General features: G+C 56.9%; 12 protein-coding genes and 5 pseudogenes. 4 read left to right on the top strand and 13 right to left on the bottom strand.

Going from position 1 to position 26,204, the window contains the following annotated elements:
• Positions 1 to 765: 765 nt before the first annotated feature.
• A pseudogene (locus RS899_RS05430) lies at positions 766 to 1,001 on the bottom strand (DNA polymerase V subunit UmuC); the annotation flags it as partial.
• Positions 1,002 to 1,103: 102 nt separating this feature from the next.
• Positions 1,104 to 1,346 (bottom strand): annotated as a pseudogene (locus RS899_RS05425) (S24 family peptidase); the annotation flags it as partial.
• A gap of 246 nt (positions 1,347 to 1,592) precedes the next feature.
• On the opposite strand from RS899_RS05425, the gene RS899_RS05420 reads away from it, so the two are divergent.
• A complete protein-coding gene (locus RS899_RS05420; RefSeq protein ID WP_315809285.1) occupies positions 1,593 to 1,742 on the top strand; it encodes a hypothetical protein in 150 nt (49 codons plus the stop codon).
• Between the two features lie 223 nt (positions 1,743 to 1,965).
• The gene (locus RS899_RS05415) at positions 1,966 to 2,352 is read left to right on the top strand and encodes an SOS response-associated peptidase family protein (protein WP_315809284.1); all 387 of its coding nucleotides are present in this window, start codon (positions 1,966 to 1,968) and stop codon (positions 2,350 to 2,352) included.
• Positions 2,353 to 2,362: 10 nt separating this feature from the next.
• On the opposite strand, the gene RS899_RS05410 is transcribed toward RS899_RS05415, so the two are convergent.
• The 5 genes and pseudogenes from RS899_RS05410 to RS899_RS05395 all read right to left on the bottom strand — a co-directional run bounded on the left by RS899_RS05410 (position 2,363) and on the right by RS899_RS05395 (position 6,518).
• Entirely contained in the window at positions 2,363 to 2,728 is a 366-nt protein-coding gene (locus RS899_RS05410) for a L,D-transpeptidase family protein (protein ID WP_315809283.1), read from the bottom strand.
• 259 nt (positions 2,729 to 2,987) lie between these two features.
• Positions 2,988 to 3,805 (bottom strand): annotated as a pseudogene (locus RS899_RS05405) (VanW family protein).
• A gap of 1,554 nt (positions 3,806 to 5,359) precedes the next feature.
• Positions 5,360 to 5,509 carry an IS3 family transposase gene (locus RS899_RS30765; RefSeq protein WP_409978045.1) on the bottom strand — a complete coding sequence of 50 codons (150 nt, stop codon included), beginning with the start codon at positions 5,507 to 5,509 and terminating at the stop codon, positions 5,360 to 5,362.
• 11 nt (positions 5,510 to 5,520) lie between these two features.
• Positions 5,521 to 6,225: an IS3 family transposase gene (locus RS899_RS05400; protein ID WP_315809282.1), complete on the bottom strand. Its 705-nt coding sequence runs from the start codon at positions 6,223 to 6,225 to the stop codon at positions 5,521 to 5,523.
• On the bottom strand, positions 6,222 to 6,518 hold the full coding sequence (locus RS899_RS05395) for a transposase (protein WP_315809281.1): 297 nt from the start codon (positions 6,516 to 6,518) through the stop codon (positions 6,222 to 6,224). Before RS899_RS05395 ends, RS899_RS05400 begins: the two co-directional genes overlap by 4 nt.
• A gap of 157 nt (positions 6,519 to 6,675) precedes the next feature.
• On the opposite strand from RS899_RS05395, the gene RS899_RS05390 reads away from it, so the two are divergent.
• Positions 6,676 to 7,494: an HD-GYP domain-containing protein gene (locus tag RS899_RS05390; protein WP_315809280.1), complete on the top strand. Its 819-nt coding sequence runs from the start codon at positions 6,676 to 6,678 to the stop codon at positions 7,492 to 7,494.
• A 34-nt stretch (positions 7,495 to 7,528) separates the two neighbouring features.
• On the top strand, positions 7,529 to 8,941 hold the full coding sequence (locus RS899_RS05385) for a GGDEF domain-containing protein (protein ID WP_315809279.1): 1,413 nt from the start codon (positions 7,529 to 7,531) through the stop codon (positions 8,939 to 8,941).
• A 182-nt stretch (positions 8,942 to 9,123) separates the two neighbouring features.
• On the opposite strand, the gene RS899_RS05380 is transcribed toward RS899_RS05385, so the two are convergent.
• The 6 genes and pseudogenes from RS899_RS05380 to RS899_RS05355 all read right to left on the bottom strand — a co-directional run bounded on the left by RS899_RS05380 (position 9,124) and on the right by RS899_RS05355 (position 26,144).
• Positions 9,124 to 9,630 (bottom strand): hypothetical protein, encoded by a 507-nt coding sequence (locus RS899_RS05380; protein WP_315809278.1) that lies wholly within the window; start codon positions 9,628 to 9,630, stop codon positions 9,124 to 9,126.
• Positions 9,623 to 10,378 carry a winged helix-turn-helix domain-containing protein gene (locus tag RS899_RS05375; RefSeq protein WP_315809277.1) on the bottom strand — a complete coding sequence of 252 codons (756 nt, stop codon included), beginning with the start codon at positions 10,376 to 10,378 and terminating at the stop codon, positions 9,623 to 9,625. Before RS899_RS05375 ends, RS899_RS05380 begins: the two co-directional genes overlap by 8 nt.
• Before the next feature lie 689 nt (positions 10,379 to 11,067).
• Positions 11,068 to 21,678 carry a VCBS domain-containing protein gene (locus tag RS899_RS05370; protein ID WP_315809276.1) on the bottom strand — a complete coding sequence of 3,537 codons (10,611 nt, stop codon included), beginning with the start codon at positions 21,676 to 21,678 and terminating at the stop codon, positions 11,068 to 11,070.
• Positions 21,679 to 23,044: 1,366 nt separating this feature from the next.
• Positions 23,045 to 24,145, bottom strand: a pseudogene (locus tag RS899_RS05365) (sensor histidine kinase); the annotation flags it as partial.
• 72 nt (positions 24,146 to 24,217) lie between these two features.
• A pseudogene (locus RS899_RS05360) lies at positions 24,218 to 24,823 on the bottom strand (response regulator); the annotation flags it as partial.
• A 421-nt stretch (positions 24,824 to 25,244) separates the two neighbouring features.
• Complete coding sequence (locus RS899_RS05355) at positions 25,245 to 26,144, bottom strand: OmpA family protein (protein ID WP_315809275.1); 900 nt, start codon at positions 26,142 to 26,144, stop codon at positions 25,245 to 25,247.
• Positions 26,145 to 26,204: the final 60 nt, after the last annotated feature.

Here is a 26,204-nt window from a genome sequence, read left to right as displayed (position 1 = left end):
TGCGTTCCCGTTCACTGCCTGGAAACTAGCTGCGAAGCTGGAGCTCCTGCCCAGAATCCTCGTGAAGATGAGCGTGAGACACCCACCACCTCACACAGCAATCTCCTAATTGAGTGCAACAAACCCATCTCAGCTCCTCCTGCGCAAACAACCACGGCCCATGACTCTCATCGACGGCTATCGGTAGGCGGCCGAACGGGCCAGCATTGATGCTGCTGCCGATGTCATAGAAGCACCCTGGGTCGGCCAGCTCATTGAGCCTGTGGGACTTCCGCCAACAATCGGCGGACAGCGCAGCGAACTCGGGCAGCTCCAGAAGTTCGGGACGATCGAGCAGCGACTTGCCGATTCCAGGCGGCGTGATAATCATTGCGACCGGTCACCTGCTGCCGGCCGCGGCCACGGTACCGCCAAGCGTCTCCGGATAAAAACGGGCTACATTGCATGAGGCATCCGTGGCATTGGCGATCAGCTCAGATTGGTGGGCCATCTGATCGGCCAGCGGCGACGGGATGTAGGCACCCATCTCTGTTTGCAGGTACCGACCGGTTAAATCCGTCGCGGCATAGAGCGATTGCCGGACGTCTGCCAGAGGAGAGCGCTTTTGTTAAGGTTTTAACTAGGGGAGTGAGGCGCACGCTTTCGTGACCGATCTGCGCGAGGAACGCCGCTTGGCGCAGCGGAGAGCTGATGGCGAAACGAGTCATGGTCGCCCCCTGAGCGTACACGTAGTCAGACTAGCTCAAAAGCATTCCACTTAACTTAATACAGGGCGTAATTGCTTGAGAACGCCAGGATGCCAAGCTTCTGAAGCTTGTGACGGATCTTGAAGTAGGGCTCCCCCATGGCCACGTTGGGCTCGGCATCAGCGCTGCGAACGATGACGCAGCCGTCGTTGCCCCATAGCACCACGATCGGTGGTCCGGCCCGAACACTCGCTCACAACTGGCATAGAACGAATTGCAGTCGATCAGCACGATAGCGCGGTCAGCTATGGTCATGGCACCGGATGCTGTAACGCACCACACCAGCAGTTCGTCCCCCCTCGAGGATGAATGGGGCGGGTATTTCGGGTTCTCCGCACGCAGCACCACCTGGCCCCCTTCCTTGGCCAGGCGCTTCACTGTGGGTTTGCCGTTCACGGCGGCAATGATGATGTCCCTGGGATGAGGTTCGCAGGATCGGTCGCCCACCAAGAGATGACCGTCATGAATGCTGACACGGATCATGCGTTCGCCGCCCGATCGCACCAAGTAGGTGCGAGGCGCGCGAATCTGGAGGATTTCGTCCAGGGAGATTTCGCGCTCGAGGTGATCCTGGGCGGACGACGGGAAGCCCGCCGACACACAAAAGGCAAACAGAGGGAGTGGGCGACTGCCAGTCAGCAGGCGCGCGATTACATCGTGGAGCGTGGTTATCGATCCGAATACTGTATATAGACACAGTATTCTGAATTACCTTTTCCGACAATGCGTTCGGACCGAAGGCGAGGAAAACAGGACGCTTCCAAATCCGACCGACCAACTGCCATTGCAGAATGCAACGGTACAAGCGTACACATCACATGGCCTACACAACGAGGAGCACCAAAAATGTCGCAAGGGATCTTCCATGTTTTCTTCCGCTCGAACCTCCCGGACCAAGGCGAAGGACTTGTCGTCATCAAAGACCGGACCGTCAACGGCGGCGACGACCATTTCCTATACCGCGATGCCGACAGCCTCAGGGGCGGTGGCCACTAGATTCGCGGTATCCAAGTGGCGCGCGGGAAATTCGTCCGTAGTGCAAATGGATAATTTCGAACTTGAGGTACAGGGAAACGTCGATTACGTATGTGGCACTCTGCACCTTGACGGACAGGTCGTAGGAGCGCCAAACCGACGTGTCAGCATCGAGGGCCGAAAGGTCGCCGACGCGATTTGAAGTCACCTGGGGCCGAGCTATCGGCCCCAGCCGGAAACGTCCATGTGCGGGAGAGTTGCCCAATTTGGGACATTTCGAGAGATTGTGGAGTTGTTGAGGTGGCCAGGACCGGCCGACGAAAAGCAGAAGAGCGGCGAGCGGTACAACATACCGCCACAGACGCCCCTACGGCTGCTGCATGCAGAGGGCGACACCTTGGTGCAGGACCTGGTGCGCTGGGGATGGAAACCTCATTGGGCGAAGGACAACCGCCTGCCGTCCAACGCGCGCCTTGAAGGCGTGGCGCATAGCTCGTACTGGCGGGCCATCTGGTCGCACCGGGCGATCGCGCCGATCGAGGGTTGGTTCGAATGGATCAAGGATGTAGCCGCCCCTGAGAAGAAGCTGCCCTTCTGCATTCGACGTAAGGATAAGCACTTCAATCCGTAGCCATGCACTTTTAGTCGGCACGAATTTCAATTGGCGTTCCATTCGGCACCAAACTCCAAATATCCCGCATCTCAGTGTTTGTCACAGCAATACAACCATCAGTCCAATCAAACAATTCATGTAACGGCAAAAATATTTCTCCCCACCCATTGGGGAAGCCATGAATCATGATATTCCCTCCGGCGCTGAACCCATGATTAAGAGCGAACGCCATATCCGCAGCAGCCGGATAGGAAATATGGAGACTAAGATAATCCTTTGATTTTGAGTTACGCCAATCAATATAGTAAAGCCCCTCCGGCGTACGCTCGTCACCTTCACGCTGCTTGTGCCCTTCATCTGCTGATGCACCAAGCGCGATATGGTATTCTGCCAACCGCTTTCCATGCGTCGCTGCAACTTGTTTACAGCAATCAGATTAGCCCGCTTATCTTTATTTGTTAACTCGTCAAATGGAGCTGGCCCACCGCCAAAGCGAGCCATGACCTTTGTGTAGCAAAACAACATCAAAAACAAAGAAAAAACAAAATACAACACCTTCTTCATGAAACCCCTTACGAACACTTAAAAAGTATAACAAAAGAATATGTATCGCCCAATTAAAAGGCCCCACTTGGCACTTACATCAAATAGCACTAGGGCATCTCAATAAAATCCTCCTCAACTTCATATTTAACCACCACTCTATTTCGATAAAGCCTCCCCCTTTTGACCACCTTTCCATCCTGCCCTTTTTCTCTCATCTCTCTCCAAATCTCATTTTCCCGAAGCACCCTCCCTCCATCCCTAACAAACCGATGACCCAACTCAAAAACGTGATACCGAAATTCCCTCGGCCGCTCACATAATAACTCACCCTCCAGCTGTACCTCCCCTACACTCAAATTCAACTGAAAATCCCGATCCGTCGGGCATACAGAACGAGATCAATGTAGTTATAAAAAATCGCCGCCCCTGAACCAAAGGGCAACACCCTCCCATCATCCGGAAACGGATCGAAACTGTGATTGGAGCGTTCAACCACCAGAAGTGGTGAATGAATAGCCATCCAGTGAATCAGATTGCTCAATTGACAGATCCCTCCACCAACACCACGCAGGGCTTTGCCGAAGGACAATTCCATGCCTTCGACATAGCCGCGCTTGCGGCTAGGGAGGCCGACAAGGCGGCAGAAGGAGAAATATTTGCCGGGGGAGATAATGACGCCATCAATTGCGGCGACAGCGAGTTTGAGGTTGATGACTTTATTATGTTGCAGAGTAACATCAGAGTCGCCGCGTTTTCGGGTGAGTTTTGATGTGTGTTTGAGATAGAGGAATGGCAGGCGAGTGGCTAAGATTTCATTTCGCGCGTAGCACTTTCGAGAGCAGTACCAAGCGATAAGGCGTAATAGTCTTTTTTGCCACACGCGCAACCAGTAAAATGCCGGGTTGTATAGGGACAGGGGGTTCATTCGTGATCCAACGGCTTGCGCCTACTTATTCTATCCGCGTACGATCGTGCATCTTGCGTGTAACGAGCGACGCTGAGCAGACAACGATGAGCTTCAAAGTTATTAATTTCCAATCGGTGCAACCTATATTGCTCACCTCTTTCATCCATTTGGCCGCAGGCCTGGAATAGAAAGCACCAGGGAGTTCGTCGATCTCCTCCGGAGTGATAGAAACGATTCATATTCACGCTTTTCACAATAGTAGTGATGTGTGAAAGCCTATTCAGTCCAAGGCTTTTTATTAGCAGGATTAATCTTATTGCAGAGTAGAGATAGACTGATACATTAGCCGCCCCTATCTGGGTGCAAATCAATAACAAGCCTACGCTTATCAAAAGAGTCATAGATTAACGGTGATGGCCTGTAGAAAATGACCACTTTGCGAAGGAGTACAAGTGGGCAATCACTACGCAGAGATACGGGATAATCCAGAGGAGCCATGCGTCAAAACCAAAATACCAAGACGACAATGACAAGGGTTCAATAACAAATAAAGCAAAGATAAACAGGTGCGGAGCTACTACTGTAATAGCTATTAACAAGAGCGGGCGCAACCGAATGTACTGGGCAACGTTGAGAAAAATGAACATGGAGACAAATCCGGCCATCGCCGCCATATTGTAGTAAGTTACTCAAGCCATAATCGCAAAATAGCCCCATCCGTATTTATCATGGGAAATCATCTGCGCACTTGCCAAGGCAACGCACAATAGACCAACGATAAAGATCACTGAAGACCAAATCATGGTCCGGAGGACTACTTTCGACAGCCCCCCGAGGAGCTTCAATTTGTCGTACAGACTCATCCCACTGTTGCCCTGGGGTTCACGACAGATACTGCGGAGACGCCCAGCGAAGTCGTCTCGACTCTAATTCCGGAGAGCTTCGCTATTGAATATCAGTGCCTAGTAGATACCCCCCCTAAGACAGATGCTCTTAAGGCTGTGGCTTTAGTTAGCCGAATGGCTTAAATTTTCTCAACCTCAGCCATCTAGCTAGTCTTTGAAAAACCGCCAAACAGCAACTCAGGGACGAGCAGCTCTCATGTTTTCACAGTTTCTATGATTAGCAGGAAAGAAGCCTTCCTCGCATTTCTGCTTTACATAGTTATAGGTTGAATCGTCGTACTTAAGGTCGCTCATGCTGTAAATATTTTGGCTTTCCATTTTCATGACAGCCATCTCCGCACCGATCTTAATTACAGCGAGAACCAATATGAACACGACAACAAAGCTAGTTAATTTTTTGGATTTCATAGTTTATTAATTTCTCTTTTAACACCTAACAGACTAGATTCCGCATCTATAGGTTCGGCAGAAAGCCCCCCCTGGATGATCCTTGCCAAACTTGCAGAACTCCAGAGGCTGGATCTGGAGCAATACTATCTCTGCCTGAGAGCACACCTCTCCGAGAGCATTCCTAAACACATGTAGGAAAAGTATATAGACACGAGTAGCGCGCGCTTCCTCGCTGCCGCGGAACGACTGGTCTGTCCCGGAGCTGGTGGACAGGTAGTTAAGAGTTACTGCTCGCATAGCGCCGCTCAAACTCCATCGGGCTGAGATAGCCCAGCGTCGAGTGGCGGCGACGGTGATTGTAAAAGCGGATGTAGTCGAACAGGTCGGTTTTCGCCTCGTGGTATCTGGCATAGCGCGTCAGGTACACCCGCTCAGCCTTCAGCGAACGGAAAAACTCTCCATCGCGGCGTTGTCCCAGCAGTTCCCGGGACGTGAATGGCTGGACACGATTCGATGTCGCCGAAGCAAGGCCTGGTAGTCGTACGCGCAGTATTGGCTGCCACGATCCGAGTGCAGCAGCACTTCTTCTTTCGGCTGTCGGCGTGCAATGGCCATCTCCAGCGCGGCGTGTACCAAGGCCTGCTGCATGCGGTGGTGCATCGCCCAACCGACGACGGCGCGTAAATAGAGATCGAGCACGACTGTCAGATACAGCCAACCTTGGGCCGTCCGCACGTAAGTGATGTCCGAGACCCAGTGCCGATTGGCGCGATCCGAGGCGAACTGGCGATCCAGGTGGTTCGGGGCAATCGGCAGAGCATGACGACTGCTGGAAACCAGCCGCCAGCGCTTGCGCGAGCGAACGCGCAGACCGACTTCGCGCATCAGTCGAGCAACCCGGTGTCGACCACAAGCATGCCCCATAGCCGCCAACTCGGCCTTGATTCGGCGATGGCCATAGATCCCATTCACCTCGTGGTGAATGGTGCGGATCTCCTTGCTCAGACGCCGATTCGCCATCTCTCTCGCCGAAGGTGGCCGCTGCTGCCAGGCATAGAAGCCGCTGCGGGATACCCGCAGCAGCCGGCACATTGGCGCTACGGGATAGCGACCAGCCAACGCCTCGATGGCGCGGAACTTCACTTCGTGGGCTGCGCGAAGATGATGGCGAGCGCCTTTTTTAAAACATCGCGCGCCATGGTGACCTGAGCCAGTTGCTGGCGTAGACGACGCAACTCCGCGCTCTCACCACGCGGCTTGCCGTTGCCCGGAAAGGCATCGTCACCTTGCTGCTCGTACTGGCGCTTCCATTTGCCCAGCAGGATTTCAGCGATGCCGAGCGTCTCGGCCACATGACGAAGCGGCGTGCCGGCAAGTACCTGGTCTGCCGCCTCGCGTTTGAAGGATTCGGGAAAACGTCGTCTGGTCTGGGTCATGAACACTCCTTGCGGTGGACATTATCCACCTTAAGTCAGTATCCACTCAGCCCGGGACAGACCAATTTCAGCGCGATTCAAGACTATTCACAGCAGTTCATATGGAAGCATGTCGCAATACTCTCACCCGATATTCCCACTACTTTAGGGTGACGAGATGAACACGAACGAGCATAAAAACACCCCGCTGAATAGCGTGGACTCGCAGAGCCACCTGCTGCGTTTAAACAATATGCAAATGCGCAATGCCGAGCTAGATCTGAAAGTATTACAGTGCGCACGCGAATTGTTGGCATTAAATAATGTTAGCAGTCTAGCCACAGCCCTGTTGGAAAGGCTAGCCTCGCTGGCCGAGACACGCGACAACGAGACAGGCAATCATCTTCGTCGCACTCAACATTATATCCGTACACTGGCCAACTGTTTACGCGAACACTCGTATTATGCCGACCAATTGGACGACCGGTTTGTAGAGCTACTGTACAAGTCAGCCCCACTACATGATCTCGGCAAGCTCGGTATACCCGATCATATTCTTCTTAAACCCGGGCGTTTAGAGCCGCACGAGTTTGAGGTAATCAAGCAGCACCCATGTCTTGGCTACCAGGCATTGATGCAAGCCGAAGCGCTGCTCGGTGTATCGGCTTCTGCTCTTAGCATCGCTAAGGAAATTGCACTGTGTCATCACGAAAAATGGGACGGTAGCGGATATCCCCAGGGGTTGCGTGGCGAAGCTATTCCTCTCAGCGCTCGCTTGATGGCTGTTGCAGATGTATACGACGCAATTATTAGCCGTCGCGTTTATAAAGAAGCAACGTCGCACGAATTGGCGGCAAAAATCATCCGTGAAGGTCGCGGGAGACATTTCGACCCGATAGTGGTGGATGCGTTCTTCAACCTGGAAGAGGAGTTCCAGGACATTGCTCAGCGTTATGCTTTCTCCAACGTAGGCGTTCAGTCCCAATTTGAAATATAGGCTCGGAATTGTATAGCGTAGGGAGCGTTTGGCAATGAACAGACTGGTAAAGTACGCTCAAGCCTTACGGAGCAGCAGTTACATATTCGCCCTGCTACTTTGCTTTATGGCAGCTGTAGCTATTGTTAGTCGCTATGAATATCAGCAACAAGTTGCTATTAAAGCAGAAACAGTGATGTTGCAGCGAAACGCTGAACATCTGTTTTCACAGGTCCGAGCGGGAATCCAGTTACATCGTCTCCAGCCGGACATATTGACCAGCTTTGGCAACAGCAGAGGTGCTAACTGCTTGAGTGAGTCTGAGTATCGTGCTTTGGGGAACTGGGCAAAGGCCAACACCGACCGTGTGCTGTACTTGAATCAGAGATTGGTGGCTAACGCTGAAAAAGCCAGCATGGAAGCGTCACAATTTCCCGTGTTCACTCTTGCTAACGGCGCTTTGAGCATGAGCACCAGTATCACTCTGGGACGAGTCTGTGATGGACTGGACTGGTGGCTGTTGGAGACGACCACGCAGGTAGAACCTCAGAGTTTACAACGCGTCGATATTCCTTTTGTCGAGGTGCCGCAGATGCATGCGACGGTCAAAATGGATGGTCAGATTATGCGCGCCCTTGATCTTGATGTCGAAGATAATTGGCTCTCCTACCGATCGGCGAACGTTGCCGCAGACGTTCCTTGGCAACTGGCTCCAGGGCAACCCCAATTGAAGGACGGCCGCTTTCAGGTGCGGCTCTCCGATGAGCATACAGGCCTATCCATAGCTTTTGTGAGTACACCGCTGCGTCAAGGGGTAAACCTCCAGGAGTTCGTGCGAATCAACTCCCTATCGCTCAGCCTGTTATCAGGACTAATTTTGGCTTTGTTAGGCATACTTATGTTGCTACGGTACGCCATCAAAGTCAGTGAGCGTTTCCATTATCAAGCCACCCATGATTCCCTGACCGGTCTGTACAATCGCCGGGCAGCAATGGATCGGGCTACCGCTGAGCGCGCCAGCGCTATTCGCACAGGGCGCAAATTCTGTTTGGTACAGGTTGACATCGATCACTTCAAGCGCATCAACGATACATACGGCCATGCTGGTGGTGATGCAGTATTGCAGTTCTTCGCAGCCCATTTGCAGGAGGTGGTACGTCAGGGAGATATCGTGGCACGCATGGGCGGTGAGGAGTTTCTCATGTTGTTGCTTGACACTGACTTGGCAGGGGCAAGGCAGGTGGTAGAGCGTCTGCGTCGTGTACTGCAGGACACACAGGTGCGTTTCGACGGGCAGGATATTACTGCAACCTGCAGCTTTGGCTTGAGTGCCTGGGGAGGCGTAGACGACACCCTGCAAGCATTGCTAGTCCGCGCTGATCTCCTGCTATATCAGGCTAAGCGGTTGGGACGTGACCGCTGCATAGACGATTTGAACAGTATGGATCTTGAGGCCATACCCGCGTGAAAACGCAGCAATGATGTCGGAGCGATCGACTTTGAGCTACCAAAGCGACTTCGCAATCAAACGCATGCAGGAATAGCCCACAGTGTGATGCGCCGATAGTTGGCAGGAAACATCCATCTGCTCGCTACGCTGCTCAGCCTTCCAGTGGCGAGGCCCGAGGCGTCGTTGTGGCCGGTTAGCTTTTAGTTGCCGGAAAGATTGTGTACGCAGAACAGCATGCCACCTTGTCCCGTCTCAATCAGAAGGTTAGCCGGATCGATTTGGCGCATCTGGTAACTCAGCTGGTGCTGACTGAACGCGAAAAGGCCCAAACCCGCTAGCTGTACTGTTGGGAGGTTGCTCGTCTGGCCAATACCGTTATCCTTGATCTGTAAAAGCAAGCGCTGGTCCTGGCGCCGATAGCTAAAACTCGAAGTGCGGTGCTGGTAGCCCAGGTTCTCACTGCGCTCAGCATCTAATAGCCGCAAGCGAGCTTTGATGTCGCCCAGCCCTTCTTTTCGCAGGTCCAAGTCATAGCGTAGAAGCATCCACTGTTGGTGATTCTCCCCTGGAAGCAGCAGGGCCGAGCGACCGCCACACTGCAGGTCGAGAGGTGCCTGCGGGCGGCCGATCAAAAAACCGGTAATCAGGCTGACTAAGCAGCCCAACAGAAACAGGTACAACAGAGGGTGGCGTTGCAGACTATTCATCGACTTGCAGTCCCAGGCAATGACTGCTTCCAGGCCGCAATTCTCCGCTGCACAACAAATTAAGAGCACGGTCCTGACTGGCGAAACGATACAGGTTCGGCTCGGCCAGATTGAGCGCTATAGCGAGTTTTTTTGCCGAAGCAACCAGTTGGGCATTGGCGGGGCGAAGAGCGACGGCGGGCATGTCTTCGAGATGAAGAGTGACGCCGGCTATTTGTTCCTTCTTCACCTCTACGAACGGTCGGTTGGGCAAGGTAGATGGCAGCCAGAGTCCTGGCAGTTTATACAGCGCCACCCAACAGGCAACTGCTGCCAATCCTAAAAGTAATCGGCTGCGGCTGCGGTAGGGAGGGATAGGTGTCTTTTCGGCTACAGACAATCCAACGGGATCCCTTACCGCTTCAGGCGAGATCGCGTCAAGTAGCTCCACGCTCTCGTGGATCCTATAGCCAATCCGCGGTGTGGTAAGAATCAGTTCATGGCCCGGTTGAAGCTTCTCTAACGCTGCGCGTAGTTGGTGGATAACCTGGGCGAGGCTATTTTCAGTGACCTCTAGGCCAAAAGATCCCCAAGCGCCACTCATGAACTCGCGTTTGGTAACGATTTTTCCATCCGCCTGCACTAACAATGTCAGGCAACGGCTGGCGATCGCTCCAATGCGTATCCGTTCTGTCGGGGCCTCAGCTAGATATAGCTCAAAGGCCTCAGAGTCAAAATGAATGGAGTGATTGATCGCGTAGCGGCTCATGATGACCGAATCGGGAGTTCAAGTTATTGTGGCATTTAGGATGTTAGCTGCGGATGGCCTACCGGCGAGTCTAAATTCTATGCATGGAAATGGAAGAAAAACTTAGCATATCAATCGCCAACATACTGAGCGTGGAGTGGCTGTGGCCGGCGTGCTCCAGGCAGCGGTATCCATGGATCATGTCCGCTGTAATTGTTCACCTATCTAAGAGCAGCCATCCGGTCTTTCGCGAAGGCCACCGCGCTTCCGCTTGCACCAGTTCAGCCCCTCACGCGAGTTCTCAGTGATCACTATCTAGTCGACTACGGCTATTGAATCGGCAGGTGCTTCCTTGTCGCCGGTGGAAAGGAGTGCAATCGCTTCGAAGCGCTCAGGGCGTTGAGCCCTTCATGGATGAAATGCTGAAATCCCATACACCATTTAGTCGCTCGACGTTCATCGCGCCGACAGTGTGGCCGCCGGTGATCTTTGGTGCCACAATTGCGAGCCATGTCCGGCAGCCGTCATATAGTGGTTTTTCCACAGTTAGGGCTGGGCCCCTAATTGGTCTTGCCACGCTGACGTAGTTCACTATGCGTGCCGTTGATCATGGGGCTGGCGAGAGAGCCTCCCGAATAAGAGCCTCGCAGGGGAAGGGCCGCTATGTATGCATTTTTCTTGAAGCGCTGCACTAAAGGTCCAGTATCTCATCAGTCGCCGCTCCTGCGTCGAGCGGCCTCGAGCAATTGAGTGCGAAAACTCTGTGCAATCTTTGCGGAACTTCCATTCTGCGCCACCATGTTGTTACGGGTATACGCCCACACTGAAGCGTCGGGGAGCAATCCATCTGCGGTCAGGCTGACGGTTCCATGGCGTCCTTTGACGCGGTCTGCATCTTGCCGGCTTTGCTGATAGCTCTCAGCGACTGCACCGGAGATAAACTGCTCCTCTACCTCACCAAGGTGTGCCCCTATTGTTGGGCTTTCCATTTCTGGCATGGAGATCAACTCAACTTGGCTGCCATTAGTCTCCCTGGCAGCAGTTGCTAAACGATGGGCGATGCGTTGAACGATCGGCGTCACGAATATCGCCGGGGCGACGTCACGCAGCGGTTCGCGGGGGTAGCCGTCGTCGCCGAAGCGGTCGAAGTGCGGTCCTGGCGGAATGTACGGCGTGGCGATATTCAGGGTGATGGTCAGCTGCGCCTGGTCAGTCAGGCCGGTCAGGTCGCTGATGGTGTAGGTGAAGTAGTCCTTGAGGATCTGCCCGAGGCCCGCAGCAGCGAGGACTTCGCGATTGCTCAGGTCGATGGTGTAGGTGTAGCTGCCGTCGGCATTCAACACGAGCGTGCCGTAGCGGCCGGCAATGGGCTGGCCGATGACACCGGCCGTGCCGCTGGCGGTTTCCTCGCCGGTGCGGATGCCGGTGACGGTCAGGTGGTCGCCGCCATCCACGTCGCTGTCGTTGGGCAGCACGTTGCCGGTGGCCTGCGGCGCCGGGGTTTCGTCGCTGGCAACATTGCTGTCGTCGCGCGCCACCGGATTGTCGTCGGCGCCCTGGACGGTCACCGTCAGGCGCGCGTCGGAGGTGGCGCCGGCGGTGTCGCGCATGCGGTAGGTGAAGACCTCGCGCAGGGTTTCGCCGGCGGTGCGCAGCGCTTGTACTGTCGGGTTGGCGTTGTCCACGACGTACTGATAGCTGCCGTCGGCGTTGATCGTCAGCTTGCCGTAGAGCCCCTGGAGCACCTGGCCGGCGCTGACGGTGTTGCCATTCTCGCTGGTGTAGTGGACGACAGTCTTGGTCTCGCCGTACTGCACGCCATCGACATTGGTGTCGTTGTCCAGCACGTTGCCGCGCGGGTCGACGCCGGGGGTGCCATTGTTCACGCCGCCAGCCTCGACGGCGGTGGCGGTATCGTCACTGGCGATGGGTGTGTCGTTGCGGCCGTCGATGGTGATGGTCAGCAGGCCGGGCGTGGCGCCGCCCCAGATGTCTGCGCCGAGGTAGGTGAACTTGTCCTGCAGGGTCTGGCCGCTGGCGCGCAGGGCTTCGACTTCCGGCAGGGTGTTGTCCAGGGCGTAGCTCCAGCTGCCGTCCTGGTTCAGCGTGAGCGTGCCGTACTGGCCACGTAACGATTGGCCGGGCGCGGTGACCGTGGTGGACGTCGGGCTGTCGCCGGCCCAGAACGAAACCACGTGCATCACGTCCTGCGGGATGGTGGTGATGGTGTCCGGGTCGGTGTCGTTGGCCAGCACGTTGCCCGAAGGATTGCTGCCCGGCACGTTGTTGTGCAGGCCACCGTCCTCCACCGCGGTGCCGAAGTCCGGCGAGGTGATCGGCGGGTCGTTCTGGCCGCGGATCAGGATAACCAGTGTGGCCTGGTCGCTGAGGTTGCCGTCATCGGTGACCTGGTAGGTGAATTCCTCGATGGCGAATGCCAGCGGGCCGAGCGCCCGGATGGTCGCGTTGTTGCTCTCGACGAAGTACTGGTAGCTGCCGTCGGCGTTGATCACCAGGGTGCCGAAAGCGCCCAGGATGGTCTGCGGGCTGCCCGGCACCACCGCGACGGTATTCACCTGCGCGCCCTCAGGGCCCTTGGCGATGGTGGTGACGACCATATGGTCGCCGGCATCGACATCGGTGTCGGTGCCACGTAGCCCACCACTCCCTGACAGGCCAGTGATCACATTACCGGTGGGATTCTGCCCACCATTGCCATCGAGGCTGGCCACGGCGTAGTTGATGTCATCGTTGGCCACCGGGGCGTCGTAGCGGCCTTCGATGGTGATGGTCAGCTGGGCGATAGAGCTGGCGCCCGCGGTGTCGTGCATACGGTAGGTGAAGGCTTCTACCAGGCTGTCGCCGAGCTTGAGCGCCTGCACGGCGGCCAGGCTGTCGTTCACCCCATAGGTGTAGGTGCCGTTGGCGTTGAGGGTCAGGGTGCCGTAGCTGCCGGCGATCACGCCGCCGCTTGTGGTGAGATCGATCAGCGCGCCGCCGCCGGCTTCGGTGCCAGTGCGCGCGGCATCGACCGCCTTGGTTTCACCATTGGGCACGCTATCCACGTCGGTGTCGTTGCCCAGTACGTTACCGCTGGCCGGAGCGCCGGGAGTCGCGTTGTTGGTGCCGCCGGCCTCGATGGCGGTGCGGGTGTCGTCGTTGGCGATCGGCGTGTCGTCGCGGCCGTGGATGACCACGGTGAAGGTGGCGGTAACGGTCTTGCCGTTGCCATCGCTGACGCTGTACTGGAACACGTCGCTCAAGGACTGCTGGTTGGTGCGCAGGGCTTCGACCTGCGGGTTGCTGTTGTTCACCACATAGCGGTAGTTGCCCTGGGCATCCAGTACCAGACTGCCGTAAAGGCCGGTCAGGCTCTGGCCAACGGTGCCTGCGGTGCCGCCACTGGTGGCGATGCCGGTGATGGTCAGGGTGTCGCCGTCCGGGTCGCTGTAGGACGAACGGATGCTGCCGCTGGGGTCCACGCCGGGCGTGGCGTTGTTCAGGCCACCGGCTTCGACGGCGTCGACGTTGACCGGGTTGACCACCGGCGGGTCGTTCACGCCGGTGACGGTGATCACCAGCTGCGCCAGGTCGGTGAGGCCGCCGGTGTCGTGGATGCGGTAGGTGAAGATCACATCCAGACTCTGGTTGGCGGTCAATGCGCGGACGGTCGGGTCCGCACTGTTGACCACGAAGGTGTAGCTGCCGTCGGCGTTGAGGGTGAGTTGGCCGAAGTTGCCGTTGAGAACGTTGCCGTTGGCGAGCCGGGCGACGCTACCCGCGATGCTGGCGGGGGTGCCATTGGCGACGGTGGTCAAGGTGCCGCCGGCGGTCTCCAGGCCCGGACGCACGCCGTCGACCTTGAGCTGGCTGGCCGGCGGCTGGTCGAGGCGATCGACGTCGGTGTCGGCGCCGACACCGTTGACGTCACCGGTAATCACGTTGCCGCTGGCGTTGACCGGCGCCGGGCTGCCGTCGCTGGCCTCGGCGGTGGCCGTGTTGTGGTCGTCCACTGCCACTGGCGCGTCGTTGGCACCCTGGATGGTGATGGTCAGGGTGGTGATGGAGCTGAGACCGCCGGTGTCGGTCATCTGGTAGGTGAAGTCCTCGACCAGCGTGTCGCCGGGAGAGAGTGCCTGTACGGCAGGCAGGCTGTTGTCGATGACATAGCGGTAAGAGCCGTCGCTGTTGATCGTCAGGGTGCCGAATACGCCCTGGACGCTGGCCGCTGTGCCGGGGCTCACGGGGAACACGCGGCCGCCGCCCGGGCCATCGTAGCGGATGAGGGTGACGGTCTTGGTCTCGCCCAGGGCTACCGAGTCGACATCGGTGTCGGCGCCAGCGCCGGTGATGGGATCGCCGGTGAGCACGTTGCCGGTGGCATCCTGGCCCGGTGTGCCATTGTTGGTGCCGCCGGCCTCGATGGCAGTGCCGACATCGCCGTTGGCGATGGGGGTGTCGTTGGCACCGTGGATATCGATGGTCAGCGAGGTCGAACTGCTGAGGCCGCCGCTGTCGGTGATGAAGTAGCCGAAGGATTCGTGCAGCACGTTACCGGGGGTACGCAGGGCCTGGACCTCGGCATTGTTGTTGTCGACCACGTACTGGTAGCCGCCGGTGGCGGTGATGGTCAGCATGCCGTAACGACCGACGAGCCTGACTGGGCCGGCGGCCGGGACCGTGACGAAGCCGCCGATGGAATTCTCCACCCGCGTGACCTTGAGTTCATCGCCGTTGGTGGCGATATCCACGTCGGTATCGTTGTCCAGCACGTTGCCGGTCGGATTGACGCCCGGGTCGGCATTGTTCAGGCCGCCGGCCTCGATGGCGATACTGATGTCCGGGTGGGCGATGGGGGCATCGTTGACCGGGTCGATGATGATGGTCATCACGTCGGTGTCGGTCAGCGCGTCATCGGGGTTCTCGCCCGGGATGCCGTCGCCGTCCTTGTCGCCGAAGTTGCCCTGGTCGTTGGTGACCATCGTCAGGGTCTCGATGTTGCGCGAGGTGTTGAAGTCCTGGTCGCCCTTGTAATAGATCTGGCTGAGCAGCACGTTGATCTGCTGCAGCGTACCGGTCAGCACCAGCGTGCGGCCTGCGCCGGCCGGTGGCGCGTCAGTGGCGCCCGGTGCAGTGGCGCTCTGCCAGATCGTGCCATGCACCACCGTCAGGGTGACGGTCATCACGCCGTTTGCGTTGCCAGCGTTGACGTCGACGTCGCTGGTGGCCAGGCCGACGATATGCAGCACGGTGTCCTCGACGCCGTGCTGGTTGGCCACGGTGTTGATCGGGGCTTCGTTGAGGTGCACGTAACCGGCATCCGCAGTGCCGATGGTGCCTTCGCCCAGGGCGATGTTGATGCTGCCCAGGCCGGTGGTGGCGGTACCGGTATCGGTGTCGATGCACACCTGGAAGCGATTGTCGGTCGCCTGCTGGAAGTTCGGTGCCACGGCAACGAGGTAGTTGCCCGATGGCAGCAGGGCGAACTGGTAGGTCCCGTCGCTGGCGGTCACGGTGCTGAAGGTGCGGTCGTCGCCGTTGCCGAAGATGCCATCGTCGCCGGCCCAGGTGAGATTGACGGCGATGCCGCCCAGGCCCGGCCCGTCAGGTGTCGCGCTGTTGGTGGCGGACTTTGTGTCGTCCCACAGGGTACCCCGTATGACGCCCATGCCGGCGCCGTCGCTGAGAATGTAATCGTTCAGCCCGCCCGTGCCGTCCTGGCCGGTGCGCTCGCCATCGACGCCGCCGGCGCCCAGGGGCACCGAGCCGCCCCAACCGGCATTCTCGAAGCTGGTGGGCAGGCTGGTCCAGGTCAGCACCGCAGAGCTGTTGGCATCGTCTGGAACGATGGTGTTGGGCAAGGTGACGCTGTAGATCACCTGGACCTTGTCGTTGACATTCAACTGGTCGAAGTTGAGCACCACCTGGCCGCCTACCACGCTGGCGGTGACGCCCGCCGGCAGGTTGCCGGTGGTGTAGCTGGTGCCGTTGATGACAATGCTCTGGATGGCGTAGTCGCTGCCGCTGGGGAACTGGTCACGCAGCACGACGTTGTAGGCCGGCACTTCGCCGTTCTGGGTGAAGCTGATGGACACGGTGGCATTGGTCGTGCCCGCGACGCTGCCGGCGGCGATGTCGATGACCGATTTGTCCATCCCGGTAAAGCTGGGCTCCACCACATGCTCGAAGAGCGTATCGCTCTTGCCGCGATCGACCCCGCCGTTGTCGCCCACGTGCTCGATCACGTTCATGCCCAGCTGCGCGCCGGTCTGGTTGCTGAGGATGTTGGTGACGCGGACGTTGAATTCGAGAATCACGCCTTCCAGGTCGCCGTCATTCACTTCGGTATTGGTCAGGTTGCCGAGGCTGAATGTGACGGTCTGGCGACCGGTGACGGGGTCGGTAACGATTTCCAGGCGGCCGCTGTTGATATTGAAAATACCGGTGGGGTGATCGCCGGACAGGTCCGGGTGAATCGCCTGCGCCACGTCACTGGACTGGTTACCGATCATGCCCAGGCTGCCGCTGCTGATCAGGTCGGAGGCATCACTGCTGATGCCGCCAGAACCACTGGATATCAGGGCAATTAGGATGTTGTTGAGGTCGGCGGGAATGAACTCCAGCCCCGCGGCCAACTCGATGCGAATCTGGTAGTTGGGGTTGTCGCCAGTAGGCACTAGGACCGCCACGCGGTACCGGATGATTTCCCCCATCGCGACAGTTTCCTGCAGCCCTCTAGTATCCGTGGCGCCACTGCCATTGGTGGCTGGCGGAGTATCAGCAACCCCTCCCACACGGGAAAGAGCGATGCCGTTGGTAACTGGAATGAGCAAAGTATTGACCAGACGGTAGTCGTTCAATACTCCGGAGTTGAGCAAACCGTCGTCGCCGCCGCGCTCACCTTGAAGAGTGTCAGTGGCATTACTAATTCCGTTCAGGTCGGTCCATCGCACCTCGACGCTGTTAGAAATTGCAGCCTGGCCGGCCGCCGTAGAGTTCACAACGCCGGTCAGGGTGATAACGATTTTCCCACCATTAACGATGTCGATATTGGCACCGTTGGCGGTAATTAGCTGGCCATTCTCGATGGCAAAATCCACGCCGCCATTGTTGGTTGCACCTCCGCTATACAGGACTCCGCCGCTGAACATTAGGTTGTCGATTTCGGTAGGCAGAATGTCCAGCAGACTGAGGTCAAAGGCGTCAGTGCCAGAGTTGTTGGCGATAGTGATGGTGAATGTGACCGCGTCTCCCTGATCATAGCCCCCGAAGTCCGAACTCGACGTAATCTGCTGGCTCACCGTCAGCGTTGGCTCGACGACGGTCACGCTCGGCTGCTGGGCGCTGGCCTGGGTGCGGTCGATGGCGGTGGCGCCGTTGGGCGTGTCGCTGTCCGGATCGCTGTAGGCCAATTGGGCGCCATTGTTCAACACCGCGCCCTGCTGGTTGCCGATGACGTTGTTGGCGATCAGCACCAGGCGGATGACGAAGGCGTTGTTGCCGGTGTTGTTGTCGGCGTTGGAGCCTGCCGCGCTGAACACTAGATGCATGTCGCCACCATCGCCGGCGTCGACGGAGAAGCTCAGCACGCTGGGGATGGGGCCGCCGAAATTCTGGCCTAACGCGCCGCTGCCGCCGTTGACAAGGTTGGTGACAATGATCTGGTAGCCCAGTCCACCGTTGAAGCTGGTATCCAGACGCATGCCCGGCGGAATCAGGTCGTTGATGCGTAGGTTGCCGGTAGTGCCTTCGGGCAAGGTCACGACGATGTCGTAGGTCATGTTCTCGCCGATCACCAGGTTACTGCCGGTGGTATGCCCGGCGCTGGAGTCGTCGTCGCTGAGGCTGCCGTCCTTGTAGACCTTGGTGATGCTCGGCGCGGCGACCTGCTGGTTGGCCAGATCGATCAGGTCGGTCGGAGTGAAGTCCTGGCCGCCGTTGACGCTGGCGTAGTTGGTCAGTGCAGCGCTGCTCTGCAGGGTGCTCGAGGCAAGGATGGCGTTGTTCACCGTGACGTCGTAGGTGATCACCACCACGTTGCGGCCGGCGGCGTCGTTACCATCGGCAGCACCGACGCGGCCGGCGAGGAAGGTCGCCTGGCCGTTGACGTCGAGGAAGGTGATGGTGTTGCCGGTGACGCTGTAGTCCGTGCCTGCTATCAGCAGGGTGCCGTCGCCGCGGCAGATCTGCAGACGGGTCGTCAGCGCGTCCAGGCTGCCGCCGACGAAGCTGACGCCGGCCGGCAGGGTGATGCTGGTGGTGACGTCGTAGGCGCCACCGCCACCGCTGTTCTTGATCGCAGTGGCCAGGCGCAGGGTGTCACCACCGTCGATGCCGCTGATGTTGCCATCCACCGCCGCCAGGCTGGTGACGCTACCGCCGAATGGCACGCCGCTGGTACCGGGAGCGTTCCAACTGCCGGTGGTCCCTGTGACCGTGCCGTTGCTGCTGGAAACAACACCATGAGAGATGTCCAGAGCAGGCTCAGCGATTGAGGCAATCTCGGCAACGTCCGAGGATATCAGTACCTCCTTATCCACTGTGGTCGTTTGGCTAGACTGAGCCAGTACAACCTGAGGGCGCTGGTCGGCGTAAGGTTGGTCGCTGACTACCATGCTGAAACGTACTTGCACTACTCCGCCGTTCAGGCTGGCAGAGTCGTAAATCCCGAAGTCGAAAACTATAGAGTTACCGTCACCGCTAAAAACGCTTCTAGGCAGATTGAGGATGGTATTACTCGCCCCAAAAGACCACTGATTGATACCGCTGCCAGTAGACCAAGTGATGCCGCCGGTGTCGAACAATGGCAATGGCAGGAAAGTCGTCAGAGTGAAGTTTTCGTAATCAGCCACGCGCAGGTCATAGGTGATGGTAAAAGTAACTAAATCACCGGGGCGGAGTTCACCATTGGCTGGTGGCGCGCCACCGTTGACCTGAGAAATCTCTATTTCGACGCTGGATGACTGAATAGTACTGGTGGTGCTTGAAGTGTCGCTTTGCTCACCAGAAAGATTGACAGAGTCACGTGCCAAAGATGCATTAACGATGGCGCTATTACCAACGCTGTCGCCTTCATTGAGTTGATCGTGTGGCGGGTAGTCAGTTGTATAACTAGGGTCAAGCGTAGCGTCATAGACGATAGACAGTATGGTTGCTCCATCCTGTATGTCATCGTTCCACAGATCGCCGTGTAAGTCCGGTCCAAGGATGGATGCAATGGATGCGGCAATATCAAAGACCAGAGTGGTACTTCCATTGGCATTTATCGTAGCGCTGTAAACGAGTGTGATAGCTTGCGTGGTGCCATTTTGCTGAATGATCAGCGTGGGCGCAGTTCTGGCGTCGAATGTCTGACCGTCGCTGAGAAGATCGGTGACGGTGAAGCGGCCTTGGCCGAGTATGTTCTTGCCAAAAGAGAAATAGTCGGAAATGGCAATGTCCATCGAGTATCGCAACGTGTCACCGGGCGTCAGGCCGGCACTACCAATGTCGTTTTGCAGGTTCACCTGTTTCAGCAAGGTGATGGACTTGGCGACGAATGTAGCCCCCTGGCTGTCGCCGGTTTCGGTGAACGAATAGCCGTCCGGGTCGGTTGAATGATCGCGGGGATCCAGCGGAGACCACTCACCGCTGACGGTTGCTGTGCCGAAACTGATGGTCACCGGGTTACCAGTGGTCGGGTCGATCACCGGACGGCCATTGGCGTCAATTTCGGGCACGTAGAAGCCGATTTGGGAAGTGCTCGCCCCACTCAGTGAGTCGTAATGGATGGTATAGCTACTCACGAACGTGTCAGGGTTGGCCAGTGCCGCAGCAATGAGTGCAGGGTCCGTCAGGATGGTACCGTCGTGCAGTGTTACCGAGGTCAGCACGCCCCCAGCGCCAGGGGTGATCGAACTGACGTGGACTTGTTCGGGCACGGTCTGGGTGACGGTCACATTGGACAATGTCTGGCCGGTAGCGGGAGACACAGTGACGGTTTCAGTGCGAGGAAAGTTCGGACCTGTCACTGTCTCGCCTTCCGGCATGTCTAAGGTCTGCGTTACGGAGAGCAGCGCCGGAGTGATCACGAAACTGTGCAGCGAGGCCTCCACCAGCGTCGGGTCTTGTTCTGGGTTGTCCAGCGAGTCATTGCCAAATTGGAAGCCACCCCGTGCGTTTACAGTGAGGTTAGGGGCTCCGTCGGAGTAACTGGTGTCGGCCAGATTGCTCAATTGTGCGGTGACCTGGATGTCGATATTTGGCTGACCCGAGGTGACGCTGGCATAAGGTAGTTGCAACACCACCATCTGATCGCCCGGCTTCATGCCGACGCTGGCGGCGTTGATCACCAGAGCGTTGCCGTTGGCGCCCTTGGCGAACGGGTGGGTAGCATTGCCGCTGGCGTCGAAGGTCAGGACAGTGCTCTTCACCGCCTGGCCCAGGTAAGTGGCGGAGACGAACGTGGCGCCGTCGTTGCCATCGCGGCCAGTGGCCGGCATGAACAGATCGATGTAGGGCGCGTAGCCCACTTGCGTGGAAGGGTTGCTGAAGACCACATCGAAGGTGAAGGTATCACCCAAGCGTACCACAGCGCCGCCGCTGCCCATGGCCACGGTGGGGCTGGCATCGGCCAGCATGCCCTGGAAGTCCACCAGCGTGGCGACGCTCAGGGCGATGGCCTTGTCGACATCGCCCGAACGAACTTCGAGGTACCAGTCGCCGCCGGCGCTGGTGGAGCCGGTGGCGTTGCTAGACGCGCCGACATCGGCGCCGGTCCAGCGTGCCAGCTCGTTGACCAGCGCCTGCCCGGCGTAGCCCGCGCCGGTATCGCAGCCATAGAGCTGGATGTCCGCACCTTGATTCAACTCGCCGCGCCAGGCGCTCAGGCGTTCGCCGAGCTGGTCGATACTCTGACTGGTGAAGGTTTGGTTGCCCAGGGTGAACTGGCCAGTGGTGCCGTGGGAGAAAATCTGGATCGAGTCGACCTTGCCCAGCTGCGCCAGGGCATTGCTGATGTCCGCAATGGCGTCCTGGCCAGCATCCACCACCAGCGCGGTGGTGCCCACCGGCAGATTGGCGGCGAGCTGGTCGCGATTCTCCAGGCGAGCGTCGATGACCACCAGGTTGCGTGGTGCGGCCTGTGCGGGCGCCGCCGCCTGGGCCCGTGCCTCGACCGCGGTGGCCGGCCTGGCCGTGTCCTTGGCCTCGGCTCCTGCACTGGAGTCGTGGTGCTGCTGGTCGACGGCGGCCGCAGCGGCGCCATCGAAAAGAATGCGTTGTTCCAATGCAAGGGCTAGCGTCGCCGGCCGAAAAGTCTTCGAGCGATATTCTGTCTGCATGGCTGGATTTCCGGTGAATGATGCCCAGAAAACAAACAGCACTGCACATATCTGCCCTAATGACGCTAGTAGCAATTTGCCCTTTGGCAAGAGTGCCAGGTGCACTTCGCTTGTTCAGCCAATCCTCTTTGAGGAACGCCAGTAAAGCTGTGGCCTGTCCCGGAACTGGTACACACGCTCGGCCTTCAGCGACCGGAAGACGCTTTCCATTGCGGCGGCGTCCCAGCAGCTCACCGGAGGTGAATGGCTGGGCACGATGGGATGGTGGCGCAGCAAGGCCTAGTAGTCGTAGACACAATATTAACTGCCACGATCCGAGTGCAGTAGCGGCACTGTTTGCGCCGTCGGCGTGCCACAGCCTTCTCCAGCGCGATATGTACCATGGCACCGCTGGCGGTAGACATTATACACCTTAAATCAGTGACCACTCAGCCAGGAACAGACCAAACATCGTGCCGCATAAGTAGCTCAGAGCCAGAACATCATCCGCCAAGCTAAAAGATACACGGCCAGCGGAACGGAAAAGTGCCTGCAGCTTGTCCGTCATCCGAAAAATGATCGCGCCAAGAATTTACTTCGAAACACTTCTGACAAATTCAATTGCCGATACAATATCGCCAAACACCCTCGCAGTAGATAACAGTACCCCATCCGGCTCAGCGAGCCAATACTGGCTATCGGGAAGGAGCGTCACGTCACCGATCACGTCACCCTCCTCGTCCACTACACATACCTTTGTTAATGGCTTCTCTGGCCCCTCGAAAACTCGGCCTATCCAATGCCTCAAATCATTAGCTTGGCTTGAACTAATCCTCCCCTCCCGCTCGGCAATATCTACCTCACAAATATCAAGATTCCTCTTCAGCTTATTAATTAAACGTTGCCCCTCCACCGCCACTACCCCCTGAAAAGAAAATTAACAATTCCAGATTCATAGTACAACTTTCAACAGGAGGGAATTCAGGGTGCGAGCAAATCAAAACCTAACTCAGAGAAGTCCTACAAATCCCATTGAATTTTCCACAACCTTCAAGGAAAACGTCCGTATCTTTCACGCCGAGCAATGTCCATAATGACCATGACTGCTTCTTCAGTGCAGTCATTACCCCGCTATACTGGACTGTGAGATGGTCCGTAAAAGCCCACCTGAACACTGGTGGGCTTTTTTTATTCACCAAGTGAAAACCACATAAACCAGAGCTCTCTGATCCCCACCAACAATCGATAATGCATATCAAGTTTCCGGACATACTCAAGCACGATGCAACCTGACACGTGGGAGATGCACACGGCTACATAGGGGCCTCAACCTCTCACGATGAGAAAATCTTACCTCCACTCCTTAGTAAGAGATCAAATTTAAAAATCATATCCCCGCATCCGGAAGCCTCACCTTAAAAACAACCTTAGTTCCAACTCCGAGACGACTCTCCGCAGAAATAACCCCTCCCATCAAAGCCACTAAACCCTTCGATATCGCCAATCCCAAACCAGACCTCCCTTGCCCAATTCTATTTCCATCCAAGTCATACGCGAAAGGCTCAAATATTCTCCGCTGATCAGACTCCGACATACCAATCCCAGTATCAGTAATTTCGAATACCGCCTCGACCATTCCCTTGCCTACCCCTCTGGCACAAAGCTGGACAGTAACTGCCCCATCCTCAGTGTATTTAAGTGCATTTTCCAGCAAATTCTGCAGTACCTGCCGCAAGCGTAACGGATCACACCAAACTCGCGACCGCGGCGCCAAGTCAAAATTCGGCACCAAATCCACCTTCTTATTCTTCGCCGCAGCCTGAAAGCTTGCCAACTGCCCTAGAATTAGCTCTTTAAGATTAACATCCTCCTTGACAAGCATTATACGCCCGACTTTCAAATTACACAGAAGCTGGACATCATCAAGTATTGCCAGTAAATTATTAGACACCGAGCGCGCGACCAACAAGGGCTTACTCCGGGCATCCGGCTCATTCTTTTGCACATCGAGACTAATCATTGCATTAATGATCTGGAGAGGGCCTTTCATCTCCTCAGCCACCCCCCTCAAATACTCAGTCTTACTCTGGCTTACACCTTCAATTCTAACATTAACATTCCGCAAATCTCGCACCAAGTCGTTTTGATCGGTGATATTCAAAGACCCGCAAACGGCACCCAGCAACGCGCCATTCTTGTCGAGATACGGGCGCCCCCAATAACTAACCACGCGGCGCCCCTTTTTAAGCCGCATCTCCACGTCGGCCTCATAGGGCTCCCCTGCTTTAATGGCAGCAGCCATGTTCTCCCTTAACAGCTCCGCCTCATGTGGATCGGAAAACTCGTCTAATTCACCCAACCTTTTGCCTATAGCAGCTTCTGCAGTAACACCCAGAAAATCCAATGCAGCTTGGTTGCAGAAAAGAACGCGAGTATCGGGAGCACGAATTGAAATCGGGTAAGGTAAGCCACTGACTATACGCCTCAAAAGCGCCAACTCCTGAAGCTGGTCTTCATCAAGCTCCACTTCTGATGCTCCCGGACTACCAATACCATTTTCGATCAACCCTTGTCTTCGCCCAATATCAATCAGCTCCACCAATGACTTTACCTGCATCTTGTCCATCAACCGTGTTTTATAAGTGCTAACGGTTTTATCGCTGATAGCAAGCTGATCCGCGATTTCGGTATTTTTCATACCCTTCGCCAACAACTGCAAAACACAAAGCTCTCTTATCGATAATTTTTCAGGAGTCGCCTCATCTACTGCGTTAGCGATATTTATACCACTAGGAAAATAGCTCAGCCCTTTAGCAATTGCGCGCACTGCCAGCAGTATTTCCTTAGCATCTGCCTGCTTACTGACGAACCCTGCGGCACCTGCCGTCATACAACGGCCGACAAAGTATTCGGAGTCCTGTGAAGTCAGCACCAATATTTTGACTCTAGACTGTTGTCCAATGAGGCGCTGGATAACCTCTAGCCCACCGAGACGTGGGATAGACAAATCAAGGATCAAAATATCTGGAAGGCACTCGCGCGCTTGTTGCAGTGCGCCGGGGCCGTTGTCAGCCTCTCCGACAACCACGTGTCGGTCACTCTCCAAGACCAGACGCAGTGCTTCCCTGGTCAAAGGCTGTTCATCGACGATTAAGATCTTGCTCATGGCGCTTCTCGTGTGAGGACTACTTTTTTTTAGCCCACGCCATGCTGGTATTCCAGTAGTGCAAAAAATTAAAGCTCGATAAACCGTATCGACCTACCAATAACGCCGCACAGAGGAAAACCCGGGCAAAGCGACGCCATGGATGCCGTCCGCGCATTGAATAGCGCAGCGTGAAGCTGTTGATTAAATGATGGCTTCACCGCGACCGGGGCTGTGCCTCTGGCACATAACATGGAATCGCAGCAGATTCTAGAGTAGCCACGCCACGTTTAGGCACCCACACGCATCGCAAGGATTGCCGAGGAGTGGAATCGGAGCCGGCGAAGAAAACCTGATCCTGAGGTGGATATCTTCGCCGGTCCGATTTGGGGACCCAGAAGAGCGGGACGGTGCTTCTGGGGTAAGGCTTGACAGCCTACGGTTACGCCTTGCCTTGAGTTCCGCGAATCAGCAGCTCAACCCGGCGGTTCGGCGCATTGCAGGCAATCTGTTTGCGGCGCGAACCCTCATGGCAACTCACGACAGGTTCCGCGCTACCGCGGCCGCTGGCGTTTACCAGGTCGCTTTGAATCCCCTGTTCCAGCAGCATGCGGCGAATCGTCTCCGCGCGTTGCTGGGAGAGGCGCTGGTTGGCGGCGAACTGGCCGAGCGGATCGGCATAGCCTATAACCTCGATGCTCTGAATCCCCTGCTGCCGCTGCTGAATATCCCGCACAATCAGGTTCAGCTGAGCGCGGCCTTCGGCGGTTAGATCGTTATAACCCCCTTTGCCAAAGTCAAACAGCACATCGCTGCGCAGGCTCAACTTGGTTTCGGTTTGGCAAGGAAGGACGGAGCTGGCGCGGCTGATCACGTGGATTTGCCGACGCAGGCCCTGCAGGCTCTGCTGGGCCTCCTTACCACTGTGCACGATCGGAGTGTTCTGGTTGGCTCCGGTCGGCACCTCCAGGACGTAGGTCTTCCCGCCCTGGAACTTGGCGAAGCTTCGCGGGTTGCGCTTGCCCCTATACTGCGGAGCATCACCAATATAGTCCTCCAGCGAGTGTTCACCCGCCGCGACGCAGAAGGTGGTGTAACCACCTGGCATCAAGGCGGTTTGCAATTCGCCGTCGAGGTATACATGAGCGGCTTGCTTGTCGTTGTCCGTGCCACGAAACATGACGATCTGAGCCTGTTCCGGCACCACGGATTCAAGCTTCTGGTAGGCCTCGCCGTAGATGGAGTCATTTTGCGCGAAGGCTGCCGAGGCGAAGCCGATAGCGGTAACCAGGGCACTGAGGCCAGCGGCTGTGCGCAGCGGCCGATTAAGGAAAATATTCATAGGTTAACTCTCCGAAAACCCCACCGCAGTGTGGCGGGGTTCCGTATCGAAGTTTGACGG

Source organism: Pseudomonas sp. C9-3, from assembly GCF_032392015.1.
In the GTDB taxonomy this organism is placed as follows: domain Bacteria; phylum Pseudomonadota; class Gammaproteobacteria; order Pseudomonadales; family Pseudomonadaceae; genus Pseudomonas; species Pseudomonas nitroreducens.
Note: the sequence above shows the minus strand (reverse complement) of the source record. Positions and strands in the feature narration are given on the sequence as shown.

Bases quoted from the DNA above. Each gene is read 5' to 3' on its own strand.
- RS899_RS05420 (WP_315809285.1), top strand. From the start codon at position 1,593: ATGTCGCAAGGGATCTTCCATGTTTTCTTCCGCTCGAACCTCCCGGAC.
- RS899_RS05415 (WP_315809284.1), top strand. From the start codon at position 1,966: ATGTGCGGGAGAGTTGCCCAATTTGGGACATTTCGAGAGATTGTGGAG.
- RS899_RS05395 (WP_315809281.1), bottom strand. From the start codon at position 6,518: ATGACCCAGACCAGACGACGTTTTCCCGAATCCTTCAAACGCGAGGCG.
- RS899_RS05390 (WP_315809280.1), top strand. From the start codon at position 6,676: ATGAACACGAACGAGCATAAAAACACCCCGCTGAATAGCGTGGACTCG.
- RS899_RS05385 (WP_315809279.1), top strand. From the start codon at position 7,529: ATGAACAGACTGGTAAAGTACGCTCAAGCCTTACGGAGCAGCAGTTAC.
- RS899_RS05380 (WP_315809278.1), bottom strand. From the start codon at position 9,630: ATGAATAGTCTGCAACGCCACCCTCTGTTGTACCTGTTTCTGTTGGGC.
- RS899_RS05375 (WP_315809277.1), bottom strand. From the start codon at position 10,378: ATGAGCCGCTACGCGATCAATCACTCCATTCATTTTGACTCTGAGGCC.
- RS899_RS05370 (WP_315809276.1), bottom strand. From the start codon at position 21,678: ATGCAGACAGAATATCGCTCGAAGACTTTTCGGCCGGCGACGCTAGCC.
- RS899_RS05355 (WP_315809275.1), bottom strand. From the start codon at position 26,144: ATGAATATTTTCCTTAATCGGCCGCTGCGCACAGCCGCTGGCCTCAGT.